This is a genomic window from Peribacillus sp. NPDC101481 (assembly GCF_044767165.1).
GTDB lineage: Bacteria > Bacillota > Bacilli > Bacillales > DSM-1321 > Peribacillus.
Map to the genome: position 1 here is coordinate 83854 of NZ_JBIWNJ010000005.1, position 15200 is coordinate 99053.

At 43.2% G+C, this 15200-nt stretch carries 14 protein-coding genes and 1 pseudogene; 5 read left to right on the forward strand and 10 right to left on the reverse strand.

Annotated features, from left to right (window positions below):
• Window positions 1-50 precede the first annotated feature (50 nt).
• Window positions 51-611 (reverse strand): thioredoxin family protein, encoded by a 561-nt coding sequence (locus ACIROD_RS23740; RefSeq protein ID WP_402944954.1) that lies wholly within the window; start codon window positions 609-611, stop codon window positions 51-53.
• Between the two features lie 203 nt (window positions 612-814).
• Here ACIROD_RS23740 and ACIROD_RS23745 point away from each other — a divergent pair, with 203 nt between their 5' ends.
• Window positions 815-1675 carry a GRP family sugar transporter gene (locus ACIROD_RS23745; protein WP_402944957.1) on the forward strand — a complete coding sequence of 287 codons (861 nt, stop codon included), beginning with the start codon at window positions 815-817 and terminating at the stop codon, window positions 1673-1675.
• A gap of 18 nt (window positions 1676-1693) precedes the next feature.
• On the forward strand, window positions 1694-2479 hold the full coding sequence (locus tag ACIROD_RS23750) for a glucose-1-dehydrogenase (protein WP_402944959.1): 786 nt from the start codon (window positions 1694-1696) through the stop codon (window positions 2477-2479).
• A 390-nt stretch (window positions 2480-2869) separates the two neighbouring features.
• On the opposite strand, the gene ACIROD_RS23755 is transcribed toward ACIROD_RS23750, so the two are convergent.
• Complete coding sequence (locus tag ACIROD_RS23755) at window positions 2870-4363, reverse strand: peptide MFS transporter (protein ID WP_260359112.1); 1494 nt, start codon at window positions 4361-4363, stop codon at window positions 2870-2872.
• A 323-nt stretch (window positions 4364-4686) separates the two neighbouring features.
• Here ACIROD_RS23755 and ACIROD_RS23760 point away from each other — a divergent pair, with 323 nt between their 5' ends.
• On the forward strand, window positions 4687-4911 hold the full coding sequence (locus ACIROD_RS23760) for a hypothetical protein (RefSeq protein ID WP_101225526.1): 225 nt from the start codon (window positions 4687-4689) through the stop codon (window positions 4909-4911).
• 87 nt (window positions 4912-4998) lie between these two features.
• Here the strand turns inward: ACIROD_RS23760 and rsiV are convergent, their stop codons facing one another.
• Both rsiV and ACIROD_RS23770 read right to left on the reverse strand, forming a co-directional pair.
• Window positions 4999-5868: an anti-sigma-V factor RsiV gene (gene rsiV / locus ACIROD_RS23765; protein WP_402944966.1), complete on the reverse strand. Its 870-nt coding sequence runs from the start codon at window positions 5866-5868 to the stop codon at window positions 4999-5001.
• Window positions 5853-6368 (reverse strand): RNA polymerase sigma factor SigV, encoded by a 516-nt coding sequence (locus tag ACIROD_RS23770; RefSeq protein WP_402944969.1) that lies wholly within the window; start codon window positions 6366-6368, stop codon window positions 5853-5855. Before ACIROD_RS23770 ends, rsiV begins: the two co-directional genes overlap by 16 nt.
• Before the next feature lie 185 nt (window positions 6369-6553).
• Here ACIROD_RS23770 and ACIROD_RS23775 point away from each other — a divergent pair, with 185 nt between their 5' ends.
• Window positions 6554-7960, forward strand: a complete 1407-nt coding sequence (locus ACIROD_RS23775; RefSeq protein ID WP_402944972.1) for a polysaccharide deacetylase family protein — start codon at window positions 6554-6556, stop codon at window positions 7958-7960.
• A 100-nt stretch (window positions 7961-8060) separates the two neighbouring features.
• Here the strand turns inward: ACIROD_RS23775 and ACIROD_RS23780 are convergent, their stop codons facing one another.
• Window positions 8061-8780, reverse strand: coding sequence for a YebC/PmpR family DNA-binding transcriptional regulator (locus tag ACIROD_RS23780; RefSeq protein ID WP_101225530.1), 720 nt, complete (start codon window positions 8778-8780; stop codon window positions 8061-8063).
• A 262-nt stretch (window positions 8781-9042) separates the two neighbouring features.
• Here ACIROD_RS23780 and ACIROD_RS23785 point away from each other — a divergent pair, with 262 nt between their 5' ends.
• Window positions 9043-9768 (forward strand): DUF4261 domain-containing protein, encoded by a 726-nt coding sequence (locus ACIROD_RS23785; protein ID WP_402944976.1) that lies wholly within the window; start codon window positions 9043-9045, stop codon window positions 9766-9768.
• Between the two features lie 56 nt (window positions 9769-9824).
• On the opposite strand, the gene ACIROD_RS23790 is transcribed toward ACIROD_RS23785, so the two are convergent.
• From ACIROD_RS23790 to eutH, 5 genes and pseudogenes are all read right to left on the reverse strand, one after another.
• The gene (locus ACIROD_RS23790; protein ID WP_402944979.1) at window positions 9825-9998 is read right to left on the reverse strand and encodes a hypothetical protein; all 174 of its coding nucleotides are present in this window, start codon (window positions 9996-9998) and stop codon (window positions 9825-9827) included.
• 283 nt (window positions 9999-10281) lie between these two features.
• Window positions 10282-11013 (reverse strand): annotated as a pseudogene (gene eutC, locus ACIROD_RS23795) (ethanolamine ammonia-lyase subunit EutC); the annotation flags it as partial.
• Window positions 11014-11039: 26 nt separating this feature from the next.
• Complete coding sequence (locus tag ACIROD_RS23800) at window positions 11040-12404, reverse strand: ethanolamine ammonia-lyase subunit EutB (RefSeq protein ID WP_101225534.1); 1365 nt, start codon at window positions 12402-12404, stop codon at window positions 11040-11042.
• 18 nt (window positions 12405-12422) lie between these two features.
• Window positions 12423-13829, reverse strand: a complete 1407-nt coding sequence (locus tag ACIROD_RS23805; protein WP_402944982.1) for an ethanolamine ammonia-lyase reactivating factor EutA — start codon at window positions 13827-13829, stop codon at window positions 12423-12425.
• An 18-nt stretch (window positions 13830-13847) separates the two neighbouring features.
• Window positions 13848-15119 carry an ethanolamine utilization protein EutH gene (gene eutH, locus ACIROD_RS23810; RefSeq protein ID WP_402944985.1) on the reverse strand — a complete coding sequence of 424 codons (1272 nt, stop codon included), beginning with the start codon at window positions 15117-15119 and terminating at the stop codon, window positions 13848-13850.
• Between the last annotated feature and the right edge of the window lie 81 nt (window positions 15120-15200).

Here is a 15200-nt window from a genome sequence, read left to right on the forward strand (position 1 = left end):
AGCCCTTCATTATGGAAGAAACTCCAAGGTTAAAAAGGATATCCCCGCTGTCAGCAGGTTCCCAATGCTTCCTTGATACTGCTGTACACTTCATCCCACAGGTGTTTTTCTTCAGCAAAAGCCGCAGTTATCTTTTTGATGACTGCTTTTTGCGCTGCCTCGAAACGTTCATCACCCTTGGCAGGCAGGTCTGACCTTAACTCCATTACATACTCTTGTACCTTTGGTGCACGTGGTCCCCAAATAGCTTTTTCTTCACCATTCTTATCAATGAATATAAAAATGGGAATTGAACGCGCTGTTCCATTCGTTAAGTATTGATCCATCAGTTCAAGATTTTGGTCTCGTAAAACCATCCGAGTTTCAATATTTGCCTCTTCAGCTATATTCAGCAGTATTGGAATGTTCATCATTGCGTCTCCGCACCAGTCTTCAGTAATGACAATGGCTCGAAGTTCCTTCGTCTTTAATTCATCGAAAAAACCTTGGTCCTCTGCAGAAACGGAAAAACCCTCCTGAATCGATTGTAAGTTTTCTTTATGAACCTTCATCGAAGATACAAATTCTTTAGCGGGAATCCCCTTTTCAAACCATTCATTCAGTGTCGTCATTCTTTTTCTCCTATCTATTTTTAAGTTAAAAATACCATAAACCCCTTATTTTTTCATTGTTTCCACCCTGAAAAATAAAATTCCAATTTGGTAAATTAAAACCATGTTTTCTTTCCCGTGTAAAGGGAAAACTCTAAATACATTCAATAGCTTACTAACTAACTATTTTATATTCATTAGAACATTGTTTTCTAGTTTAGGAGATGAAATTTGTGGAAGGTTTTTTCTTTGCGCTACTCCCTGCATTGACATGGGGCAGCTTAGTGCTTGTTTCCGAAAAGCTCGGAGGCAACTCTTATAATCAAACACTAGGCATTACAATCGGTTCATTACTGTTCGCCATCATGATGTCTTTCATCAATCCGCCGGAATGGAGCAGTACAGTGTGGATTGTCGGTATCATTTCCGGGATAGGCTGGGCATTCGGGCAGTTATTTCAATTCAACAGCGTCAAGGAAATCGGGGTATCGAAAACCGTTCCAATTTCAACAGGACTGCAAATTCTCGGAAATACGTTTTTTGCAGTGATCATTTTCAGGGAATGGAATGACAGGTTGACAATCATCATCGGCATTGTTGCAATAATCTGTTTGATTACAGGTGTCTTGCTGACGAGCTACGGCGATGGTGATAACAAAAAAGCAGGAAGCATGAAAAAAGGGGTTTTTTATCTTGCCATATCAACGGTGGGTTATGTTACATATGTCATTGTCGTCAGATGGAATGAAGTTGACGGATGGTCGGCGATCCTGCCGCAAGCAATTGGCATGTTCCTGGCTGCCCTGCTCCTATCCATCAAACATAAACCGTTTAATAAATATGCCGGAAGAAATATTCTAACCGGAATGATGTGGGCAGTCGGTAATATCGGCCTCCTGCTCGCCAATCCAAAAGTGGGCGTTGCCATCGCATTCTCATTTTCCCAAATGGGGATCGTCATTTCCACTTTAGGCGGCATCTTTCTTTTAGGCGAGAAAAAATCCAAAAAGCAAATGGTCTTCGTCATCACCGGGTGTGTACTCGTAATTGCTGGCGGAATCATGATCGGCTTTACAAAAGAATAGTCAAAGGAGCGATAAATGATGTATGACGATTTAGAGAAAAAAGTGGTAGTGATCACTGGGGCGGCAAAAGGGTTAGGAAAAGCCATGGCCGAAAGGTTCGGTAAAGAAAAAGCGCATGTCGTATTAAATTATCACACTGAAAATGGCGACCATAAGGAAATCATCAAAACGATTGAAGCGGCAGGCGGGAAAGCCGCAGCCATTCAAGGCGACGTTTCAAAGGAGGCGGATGTGAAGAAATTGCTTTCATTCGCTGTGGACACCTTTGGCACAATCGACATCATGATCAACAATGCTGGTATTGAAAATGAAGTGCCTAGCGAAAAATTGACTCTTGAAGATTGGCAGAAAGTCATCGATGTAAATCTAACCGGAATGTTCCTGGCAAGCAGGGAAGCAATCAGTTATATGCTCGATCATGGTATTAGGGGGAATATCATTAACATGTCTTCCGTTCATGACCGTATCCCTTGGCCTCATTTTGTCCACTATGCAGCAAGTAAGGGCGGAGTCAAGATGATGACAGAAACCCTTGCACTTGAATATGCTCCTAAAGGGATTCGCATTAATAATATTTCACCCGGTGCGATCGACACACCCATCAATGCCGAAAAATTCAATGACCCAAAAGCTAAGCAAGAAGTCATCGACCTGATACCGATGGGATATATCGGAAAACCGGAACAAATTGCGGCTTGTGCCGCTTGGCTAGCTTCCTCCGAATCTAGCTACGTAACGGGAATGACCTTATATGCTGATGGCGGAATGACCAAATACCCAGGATTCCAAGCTGGAAAAGGCTGAACTTAACTAAAGAAAAGAACCATTGCAATGACTAAAAAGAATAAAACCAATAAAAAAACCAATGGTGAAATGACGCGTTTGACCCAATAAAGGAAAAGGTTCTTACAACCGGAAAAAAGAGCAATCCTATAAAGGATGCTCTTTTTTTTTCGCTTATTTCTACCTGGCAACAGTATCATATTTCGTTTTATTTCATTTTAGGATATTGTATTTTCTTTATCACGGATATCGGGCCCTTCCCAAGCTTAGTGTTCACTATGAATCATATTAAAAAGAATTTAAAGGATTGAATCATAACCGTGAAAAAAATCGATCATATTTCAAGGACGAAATAAAAAAAGATGATCCCATTTAATCTGAGATCATCTTTCCCTTACTGCCGGCTAAGTGTTAGCGAATGCCTTTCATGTAGCCTTGAATCTTTGGTGATAAGGCCATCAGGGCAAGTCCAAGGACCATTGAGGCAACACCGATCACTCCAAAATAAGCCATTTCGGTTTGAGGTGTGTAGAATCTGACGATCTGTGCGTTCAGTGCTTGTGCTGCTGCACTTGCCAGGAACCACAGGCTCATCGTTTGTGCCGAGAATGCGGCCGGAGCCAATTTTGTAGTAGCTGAGAGTCCTACAGGAGATAAACAAAGTTCTCCAAGTACTACAAGGAAATAACTAAGTACAAGCCATAGCGGATTGACTAATGCGTCCGATCCACCGAAATAAACAGGAAGCAGGATCACCAGGAATGATAAACCGGCGAACAGTAAACCGATTGAGAACTTTTGAGGAATGGTCGGCTGACGCTTTCCTAGTTTAATCCATAACCATGCGAATACTGGTGCAAGGGTAATGATGAACAAAGGGTTCAAAGATTGGAACCATGCCGGGTTTATTTCTATTCCAGCAAAATTCAACTGTGTCCGTTTGTCTGCATAGCTTGCTAATATAGTTGCACCTTGCTCTTGAATCGCCCAGAACATGACGGCTGCTATAAACAAAGGAATATAGGCAATCAAGCGTGAACGTTCAACAGAAGTCGTTTTCGGGCTGCGATACATGAAAATGAAATAAAGTGTCGGAATAACGATCCCTAGGATACCTACAAGATTAATGAAGGTTTCAATCGTTAAGATGCCTGCAGAAGCCGTGATGCCGATAATGGCAGCTATGATTAGTGCAGCTATCCCCAATTTAGTGAATACTTTTTTCTTTTCATTCTGTGATAATGGGTTAGCAGGAAGAGTTCCAGCCAGGCCCAGGTTCTTTTTCTTTGTTGTAACAAAGACGATGAGTCCAATTAACATACCAATTGCCGCAAGTCCAAAACCAAGATGGAAGCTATAGTCCATTCCGACTGTACCGACAACAAACGGTGAAAGGAATGCACCCATGTTGATACCCATATAGAATATACTGAAACCGGAATCCCTGCGTTCGTCATTTTCTGCGTAAATTTCACCGACAATGCTGGAAACATTCGGTTTTAATAAACCAGTACCCAGAACGATAAGTACCATGGAAACAAAGAACATGGAGAGACTGCCTGGTACAGCAAGGACAATATGCCCGAGCATGATCAAGATACCACCGTAAAATACGGCTTTTGAAGTCCCGAAAATCCTATCGGCGAGCCATCCGCCAATTATACCTGACATATATACTAAAGATCCGTATATGGATACAAGGGCAAGGGCTGTGGGTTCATCAAGACCTAGTCCCCCTTTAGAAACTTCGTAATACATATAGTAAACAAGAATGGCCTTCATGCCATAATAGGAGAAACGCTCCCAGAACTCAGTAAAGAAAAGGGTGAATAGTCCTTTAGGGTTTCCAAAAAAACCTTTTTGAGGTACACTATCCACAATTTTCTGTTTATTTATCGTTGCCATACCTAGTCCTCCTTTTATTATTGTATAATAACATTTTATTTTCTCTATTGTAAACAAATATTTAGTATATTTAAATAATTAAATTCAAAATAAATAGAAGTGCCTTTCCACCACACAAGCCAAAGTCCGGATTTATACTAAAAAACAGTCCATATAATCTAATAGAAAGCGGCCATCAATGATATATTACCCTAACTTCACTAATGGTATTACTTTGGTAGCCATGCACATATTAATGAGAATCAAAATGGCAAATTTTGAATAATCAAACCATTACCGTTATATACACCGTATAATAGATATAAAAACGAGGAGGCACCTTAATGTTCGGGATCATAACCGTCGTGATGATTTTTTCCATCCCTATACTTGGAATACTGACAACCCATTTTGAAAAACAGTCAAAAACCAAACACAAGATGCTGCAAGTTGAATTGGAACTTGAAAAACTTAAACATGAAAACTTTCTTATGGAGACGGAAAAAATGAGGCTGGAACTGGATCAGATGAAATTCGAACAAAAAAGAGACGAGCCAAGGTTACTGTAAACAAGTAACGTTGGTTCGTCTTTTTTAATGAGTTTTGTACCGTTTTAAAAACCCTCCGCCCGTCATAAGAATTACAATAGAGCCATTTTAATGGATATATTGATCGCCAACAAGAAGGTCTGACAGCACCTTTGTCGGGATGATGAACTCGACTGCCCCCATATATCCCGGCGCAGCTTCGTAGCTGTTAAAGGCAATGACTAGCTTGCCATCTTCGTTAATATAAAAGTTTTGGTTTTCATCGATGCCTTTAAATGCAGTAAGATCATCATCTTCGACCCAATATATCTTTTCCGGATCTTCAGCCATCTGCCGCTTCATCTGTTCCTTGATGTTTTCGCTGATCACCCGAAGATAACGATCATCTTTAAATAAGCTATTTAACGTTAAAAGCACTTCGTTCTTCTTGTCGACTGTATCGAATTGACTTTCCGTGGAACTGGAGGCCTGAATCGTATCCGTATAACGCTGTACCGATAATATCGTTTCATTATCCGTCAATATCACATATCCGCTTTCCACCGAGATATTGCCCTTTTCCCCATCCTTCAGTTTTGACATGGAGTCCGTGAATTCCTTATATAGCTGTTTGCTTTCCGATAAGTATTTATCATTCAAGCTATCTTCGAGCTGTTTATTCTCCAGACCGGATATAGCAGGTGTTTTGATTACTGCCGAGGAATTATTCGCTTCTTCTTTCCATTCGACGAAGGTAATCACTTTGATGACCTTCTCGACTATTGGAATATCACTCATGGCTTTCGCCGCTGCCGGGCTGATGTTTACGGAAGCTGTCACGATTAGAAGGACTGCAGCCGCTGACAAGAGGATATTCCTGCCAACCCTCGGCTTCTTCCTTGGCTTTTCATTCAAGGCTGCTTGAACGACATCATTCAATTCCTTTGGTATCGGTATTTTAAGATATTCTTCCCGCAGATCTTTTAAATTTTTTTCCATCTTTTCGTTTCCTCCCGTTCAGTCATGTTGATCCGCAATAGTTGCAGCGCCTTATATAATCTCGTTTTAACCGTGCTTACGTTCTCTTCCAGCACTTCCGCTATCTCGTCCAACTTCAGGTCCTCAAAGAAACGGAGGACGACTACCGTTTTGTACTTGACTGAAAGTCCTTCCAGGGCCTTTTGCAAATCCAGGTCAGGATAGTGATCTTCCTCACCGCTGCGTAAGTATTCTATTGTTTCGTCATCGGCGACGGTCAGTTTCTTTTCCTTCCGCAATACATCCAGTGCCGTTCGGACGATGATCTTATATAACCAACTATCTATAGAAGCAGCGTCTTTGATTTTGCTGCTGGAGGCTAGCGCTTTCCTGATCGATTCCTGCACGATATCAAGGGCATCATCTTGGTTTTTGACATAGTAAAAAGCAAGTCTGTACAAATTATCTTGCCGTTCGGTTATCCGGGCCGCGAGTAATTGATTCATATCTGGATTTTTCATTGCATGATAGAGCTCCTTACATTTAAATTCCGTATCCTAGGTACATAGAATAGACGTTGATGGAGCCATAAAAGTTTGAAAATGAGCAAGGAAATATATAAATATAAAAAAATGAAATTTTTTACAAACTTTTAAGACTTTTGGCGCGTCTATATAGTAGAATGATTATCGAGGTGGAGTGCATCATGAGAAAATTAAATTATAAAAAAGTCTTTATTTTTCTATTTTGTCTAACAGCTGCTGTGGGAACATTGGGGTTAGCCATCAAAAGCCTTGCTTTTGATAAGAAAAGAACCGTTTCGGCCTATACAACCGATAAAAATTACCCAGAAGCCGATATTCAAACGTATGTGAAAGATAATACGAAAGGCGGATATTCAGCCAGCAGGCCCGTTCTGCATTTGGAAAATATCGACAAGCAGCTAGAAGCCTACATAAAGAAAGAAATTAAGGATTATGAAAAGAAATGGAAAGCATCCGACGGAAAAGCTTCCGAGCTTAACCTCACCTATACGATCCTCCATTTCAGCAAACAGACCATTACGATTTCCTTCGATAAATATGAGCAAGTGGAAGGAAAGAAGCAGTCTGGAACCCAGATCTTCACTTATGATATTCCATCTCAGCAAAAGCTCTCCATGGAAGACATCTTTGCCACGGATACTGATTATTTATCCGTTTTATCCGATATTGTTTTTGAAGAGTTAACGGAGAAGGAAGAAGAAGGCATTTCAAACAGTCTCATTAAAAAGGAAAACAAACTGAAGGCAGCCAACTTCAATTCTTTTTCAGTCTTGAAAAATACGCTTGTATTCTACGTTAAGACTGATGATTCAACCAAGACCCATACAATAGCCATCAAGAAGGAACTTTTTAAAGATAGTTTGCTAGATTCATATCAAAGTCAAGATTTGAATGAGGATCGTGTAAAGGAATGGCAGCCGAAACATATCGTTGCCAAACTGCCCGTGCAAAATGAATGGATCGACCCTTCAAAAAAGGTCATTGCCTTGACGTTCGATGACGGGCCGCATCCAAGTCATACCATGTCCATTCTTGAGAACCTGAAAAAGTATGATGGTCACGCGACGTTTTTCGTGCTTGGAAGCCGCGTTCAGCACTATCCGGAAGTTCTTCAAAAAATGCTGCAGCAAGGAAATGAGATCGGCAACCATTCATGGGATCATCCGCAGCTGACGCGCTTAAGCAAGAACAAAATCGAAGATCAAATCGAAAAGACCCAAGACGCTGTAGAAAAAGCTACAGGTGCTGAGCCAAATCTCGTCCGTCCCCCATATGGAGCGATTAACAATAATGTGCGTGAATACATGGAGGATATGAAAGTCACACTTTGGGATGTCGATCCCGAAGATTGGAAAGAACGCAATGAAAAGAAAATCGTAAACAAGGTGATGAGTAAAGCCAAAGATGGCAGAATCATATTAATGCATGATATCTACCAAACTAGCGCCCAGGCTGCCGGAAAAATCATCAAACAACTGCATGACCAAGGCTATCAACTGGTCACAATCTCGGAATTGGAAAAGGTAAAGAAGGATCGTGAACTTTCCGGAATTACCATAAGTGAATAATCAAAAGAAAAGAGCCTGTTTCGTGATTCGGAACAGGCTCTTTTCTTTCAAATAAAATAAAGCAGGCCTTTGATCTTATAGCAAAGGTCTGCTTATTATTTCATTCACCAAGATCTACATTATGATAAACTTGTTGAACATCTTCCAAATCTTCCAATGCATCAATCATTTTTTCGAATTGTGCTTGTGCATCTTCTGGAAGGGTTAGGTCATTTTGTGCAAGCATCGTCAGCTCTGCCACTGTAAAATCGCTGATTCCTGCATCCTTGAATGCTTGTTGTACAGCATGGAATTGTTCAGGCTCGGCATAAACGATGACACTTTCTTCTTCTTCCATGATGTCACGTACATCAACATCCGCTTCCATTAACAGTTCAAGAACATCATCAGCCGTTTTACCTTCAATCCCGATGACAGCCGTTGCATCGAACATATAAGCAACAGATCCGCTGACACCCATATTCCCGCCATTTTTCCCAAATGCGGCACGTACATCAGATGCCGTCCGATTCACGTTGTTTGTCAATGCATCCACGATGACCATTGAACCATTTGGACCGAATCCTTCATAACGGAGTTCGTCATAGTTTTCTTCCGAACCGCCTTTTGCTTTTTCAATCGCACGGTCAATTATCGCTCTTGGGACATTGTACGTTTTCGCACGCTCAAGTACGACCCTTAATGCCTGATTGGATTCTGGATCTGGTTCACCTTGTTTTGCCACTACATATATTTCCCGTCCGAATTTAGCATAAATCCGACTAGTATTAGCATCTTTTGACGCTTTTTTTTCTTTAATGTTATTCCACTTACGACCCATTATATTCCACTCTCTTTCATCATTGATATATATGAATAGATTATTAAGATACGGCCCTAGGAGAAAACCCACAAAGGGGGAATTCCTTTGAAGATAGGCTATACGTTTACTAGATTATATTATACATCAATTGTATAATTTTGAAAAAGTCCTGCACATCCCTCACTGGCATTTATCGGTACTTTGCGCTATTTCTTATGAAATACTATGGAAAACATCAGCAGTGGTATAGTATGAAGTGATCGGAAAGGAGAGATGATCCATGAAGGACAACCAAATCATCATCGGGATACCCGGTAAATGGAAGGACCGGACAGAATTGATTCAAACGGTCGCTTCCCAAAGCGAAGGGTATCTGTTAGCCGGGAATGTTTTTCATAACAGTGATAAGAACATTACGTTTCAGGCGGAGGTCCATGATTATGAACCCACTTTAAAAGAGAGCTTTTCTTACGCCAGTAAAGACGCCTTTTCAGAGAATGCATTAGAGGAAATCAATGACCATACCTTTACCGTTTATATAATAGCCGATGTATCCGATACCGGAACTGTTATCGATTTGATCGATGCCGGGGCAGCGATCCTAAGGGCAGGCGGAATGGCAGTGAAAATAGAAACCGCTGGAATTGCCCATTCAAAGGAAGATTGGCAGCATCTTCATTATAGCCCGGATATTCTTTCGGTATATGCCCATTTTGTCACGATCATCGGAGAGGAAGACTATTATTGTTCATTCGGAATGAAAGCCTTTGGTCTTCCGGATGCCGTGACACTTAACACAATGAGTCCGAAAGAGGCGGCTGCTCTGCTTAACACATTTAATTATTACCATGTAGGTGAACGGCCTCTCTTTAAGAATGGCGAAACGTTTAGCATTCAGCAAGATGCACCAGACTTTATATTGACGGGCCTTCAGGACTTTAGATATGAAGAAGACCATCCCTTCTACAACCCGTTTGGATTATGGAATTTAGGGACAAGTAAATAGAGGAGCGATTCGCTCCCCCAGACTGCAGGCAAATAAAGCGAGTGCCTGCAGTTTTTTTATTTTAAAAGTGTTCCAATCGACTTCAGAACTCCGCCCCCTTTCCGCCCCCTTTCCGCCAACTGTCTGCCAAGCCTCATCAAAGCAAGCGCCTGCGGGGTCTTGACTAGCCAGCCTTTTGGCAGGAGTGTTTCAATTTTCTTCCATACAATAAGGATTACAGTAAAAAACATCAAGGATACCAGCTTGGTTCGGAATAGACCATCCTGCAGTTTTCATTTTAAAAAACGTCTCATTTGATTGGAACGGAAGGTACGAGACTCCTGCGGACAAGCGTGGCCAAGGGAGACCCCGCAGGCGCGAAGCGTCGAGGAGGCTGCCGGACCGCCCGCGAAAAGCGAGTGCCTGGAGAGGAATTCAACGTCCTAGTCTTAATCATCATCCGGAATGAGACCATCCCGAACCCCCTTTTGCCGACAAACTGAGTGGAGTAATTCGCTTCTCCATTTTATTTTGTCAACCGAGTTTTTCACGCTTTTCTTCTTCATGTTCCTTCTTCACGAGGGACATGCCGCTCGCTTGATATTTGAGGATCTTTTGAATGACCGTGCCAAGATGTGCCCCAGCTTCAACAGGAGGAATCCCTCCTTTATGGATGTTGGAAATGACCATCCTCTCCGCTTCAATGGTGCCCAAACGTGGTTTATAGCATATATAAGCGCTCAATGATTCAGCACTGACCAGACCAGGCCGTTCACCGATCAACAGGACAATGACTTCAGGTCCAAGGATTTCACCGATATCATCCATCACGGCAACCCGGCCCTTTTCAATATAAAAAGGTGTACCTGTATCCAGACCTACCACTGCCAAAGATTGTTTGAAAGATAAATAGACGTCCTCCACATTTTCTTCGATCGCCTTGGCACTTAAGCCATCGGAAATGATGATTTGAACCGTTGGGGCCTTTATGCATTTGGCTTCTAACACCCGCTTTGCTTCATCCGAAAGCTTCCTGCCATAATCCGGACGCCGTAAATAGACTTCCTTATCATCGGCCTTCGTTTTCACCTTGAATAAATCCAAGCGCTTCAAAAGAATATCACTGACTTCACCATATACAGCATCGACGGCCGCCGCATGGTCAAAACGAAATTTCAGCCAAGAATCCGTTTTCGGCCGGGTGCCTGACCTGCCTACACCTATCCGTGCTGGGGTTTTCGCTATCAAGGCATTCAAATCTTCCTTATGATTCATTCCCATTTCATCCACTCCTAATGGTTAAATATAGTTGGATCACCGGCACGCTTCGTTAATTTTCCATTCTCCATAATCTCCATCTTCTCCAGCCAAGCTTCATATAATGGGGCAGGCCGCTTATCCATCGTTTGCCTCAAAGTCGCTATATCGTGGTAACTCAAAGACTGATAGTTTAACATGCAGTCATCCCCCATCGGAGTTGCGATGATGAAATTCACACCAGCAGCCGTTAAAAGTACACCCAAGTCCTCGATATCATTTTGATCAGCCTTCATATGATTCGTATAGCAAATATCCACACCCATCGGCAGTCCATGCATTTTTCCCATGAAATGGTCTTCTAACCCGGCTCGGATGACCTGCTTGCTGTTATATAGATATTCAGGTCCGATGAATCCGACGACCGTATTGACAATGTACGGATCAAAATAGCGGGCAAATCCATAGTTCCTGGCTTCAAGCGTCACCTGATCGATTCCGAAATGCGCTTCAGCCGATAACTCGGAGCCTTGCCCCGTTTCAAAATAAAGATGCTGCGGGCCTGTGCCGGTCCCATAGGCCTTCGCGATCTCATTAGCTTCTTCGAGCAATTGTACGTTAATTCCAAAAGAGCGATTGGCCGTTTCCGTTCCGGCTATGCTTTGAAAGATCATATCAGCAGGCGCACCTTGCTGTACGGCCTTCATTTGCGTGGTCACATGCGCAAGCACACAATTTTGGGTCGGAATGTTCCATTTCTGGATGACATCCTGTGTCGCATGAAGCAGCCGCTTTACGCTTTCGACCGAATCATCTACAGGGTTGATTCCAATGAGTGCATCCCCGATTCCATAGGAGAGGCCTTCTTTTAAAGAAGCCAGCATGCCATCCACATTGTCAGTCGGGTGGTTAGGCTGAAGGCGCGAAGCAAGCGTTCCTTTGTATCCGATCGTGCTATTATTCTTGGTGAGCACTTCGATTTTATTGGCTGCATGGATAAGGTCGAGGTTCGACATCAATTTGGCTGCCGCAGCAATCATTTCACTATTCAATCCCCTGCTTAATCGCTTTAAATCCTCGCCGGTCGTGTCGTCACTCAAAATATATTCTCGCAGCTCGGCAACGCTCCAATTCTTCACAGATTGATAGATGGTTCCATTGATGAGACCATCTATGATCCGCGACACCTCATCCTCTTCCGGGGAGAGCAGGGGATAGTTCCTAATGTCCGCCAAAGTCAATTCGCTAAGCACCGCTTTCGCCGCAATCCGTTCCTGGACAGAATCTGCTGCAATTCCCGCAAGTCTATCTCCTGATTTCTCTTCATTCGCTTTGGCCAGGACTTCTTTCAACGATTTGAATTGATGGATTTCCCCAAAGTATTGAGTGGATAATTTCATCGTATGATCCTCCTTTTCCTAACTGTGAAAGGTTAGCGTTTTTACTACAACCGGAACGACTCCTGTCCGAAGCAGCCTTCCTATATCCAAATAATCACCATGTTCCACTTCTGTCTGATCAATGCAGATGACCGGCAGATCCGGTTGGTTCGCTAGAATGGTTTGACCAAGTGCCTTCCCATAATCACTATCCATGACAACGATCAGAGGCTGCTGCCGATTCGGTTTTTGCTTCAGTGCCTCGGTGAAAGCGACTGCGAGCCGGTGAATGTCCCGAAATGATTGATAAGGTAAATTCGTTAAATAAAAGGCAAAATTCAGCCCCTCCTGCAAGGCGTCGTATATTGTGATCGCATCCTGAACAGCTTGTGCCATTTTCGCGGTTACATCATCAAGCCCGCCATGAAAATCGACCCGATAGACTGGAATATTACGAACTGGCAGATGAGAATCATTCACCTCGATGGTTGCTCCGCTGATTTCAGTTGTATGTGCGCCTGCTCCAAGTACAGTTGCCCGAACCGTTTCAACGGGCTGTTCCCACTCCCATGCGGCCAATTCTTCACTTTCCTTGATAGAGGCCGCAAGCATCATGCCGATATCCCGGAAGCTTTTGTCCTCCCGTTCTTCATGATAAATGCAATCACTGACACCGCCAGAGAACATCAACACTTCTATTCGTTCTGTCCAAGATGGCCCCTTCCCGACTAATAGAAGTTCATCTTCTTTTGTGAAGGAGCCAGCCAAAAACCTCGAAAGCACCTTCGCCATTTCATTTGCGATGATTGACCCTTCACCATTCAAAGGAGAGTGCCCTTTTGATTTCAGCCATTTTCCTATTGAAGGAGCAACCTTCACCTTCGCTCCGTCCCACTCCACCAAACGGCCTCCTATATGCAGTGTGCAGGTTCCGCAAAGCATGCCTGAATGGTATACGGCAATATTCGCGGTCCCCCCGCCAATGTCTATGTTCGCTACAGTCTTTCTTGTCTTGATGGAATGTTGATAGGCACCGGATCCCTTGGCGGCAATGATTCCCTCCAAATCCGGACCGGCTGCCGCTACAAGGAATTCCCCCGCCGCTTTAGATAACCGGTACACCATTTCTTCTGCATTTTGTTTGGTTGCCGTTTCCCCAGTGATGATGACAGCCCCTGTTTGTATGTTTTCAATCGTGATTCCTGCTTTTTGGTATTCACTTTCCACCATTCTTTGAACAGCAGGTATGTCAATTACCGTCTCGGATAAAAGCGGGGTCCTGAAAATGGGACTTCGATACAGAATTTCCTTATCGGTAATTTCGATTTTTGGCACCTGTCCGCCACCCGCCACATTCCTAAGCGAGAGCTCGCTGATAATAAGTTTCGTCGTACTGGTGCCAATATCAATTCCTGCACTGATGATTCGTTCCACCTGTTCATTCATTAAAATCACACCCCAGTTTTACACCACTTGGATTTCATTGCTGTTTTCTTCTTCGTTTTTCGTTTTATATTCATTAATGCCGATAACTCCTGCTGCACGATCCTTTTCTTCTAATTCCAAAGCTTTCGGAACGGACAGCCAGTAAGCAAGACCGATTCCAATCGCTCCGGCAGATAGCTTACCGACAATGATCGGTAATATTAAGGAGGGCTGAAAGTTGGCTGTGAATGATAAATGATCGCCCAATAGGAAGGCCGCACACACAGCGAAGGAGATGTTTATGACCTTATCCTTCGGCGGCATATCTTTAACAAGCTTGAACATTGCTAATATATTGGCTACCGTGGCTAATATCCCCGCACTCCCAGCTTTACTCAACCCAATTTTCCCTCCCATCGCTTCCAAAGGCTTGCCTGCATATTTTTGAATCAGGTAAATCATTGGAAATGCACCTGCCAGCATTATCCCGATATACCCCGCCGTTTCCAGGGCACGGAACTGGTCTGCCTTATCGGCCATGATCGGATGGAAACCCCAAGCACCAAATACTTTGGAAAACAATCCCGTGAAAATTTCAACGATCGAAAACACGAGTACTAGTTTAATCGCGGCGTCCAATATTTTTCCAAACCACATGAAACCTTTGATCATCAAATCCGGCAGGAAATAAAGGCCTAACGCGAGCAAGACCACAAAAATAAGAAGAGGGGAAAGATTCAGGGCAATTTCCAAATAGCTCAACGCGAATTCGTATGTAGAATCCGCATTCGTGGAAATCACTTCGCGGATTTTCGAATTCGTTGCCACCACCAGCACGCTTGAGATAAAAGCGCCAATGGGAATCGTCAGGATTCCTGACATGACACCAAGTGCCATGTATTTATGATCACGCTTCTCCAGCATCGCAAGCCCCATTGGAATTGAGAATACAATCGTTGCCCCAGACATGAAGCCGACAATCATCGCCATGATCCATCCTTCATACGATTCCTTCAGCTCGGCCGCTAATTGGTAGCCCCCCATATCCGTCGCCAAAATCGTTGTTGCGGCGAGGGCGGGATCTGCACCGATCGCAGCGAAAACCGGGCCGCATACTGTATTGATGAACCATGATAAATAAGGGATCGAGGCCATGATTCCAGCTGCCGGGATAAATATATGGCCAACGGTATGCAAACCTTCCATGAAATGTTTCCCCAAGCCTTGCTCACTGTCTTTAATCGATGCAATAGCACCGACAACGGCACACACCATAATGATATAAATAACGAATTTACCTACCATCTCCATACATATTCCCCCTGAATTCCGATTTGATTTGGCCTATCGACTTTTAAAAAAAGGGTATAAAAAAGACGCCTCTTATAGCCC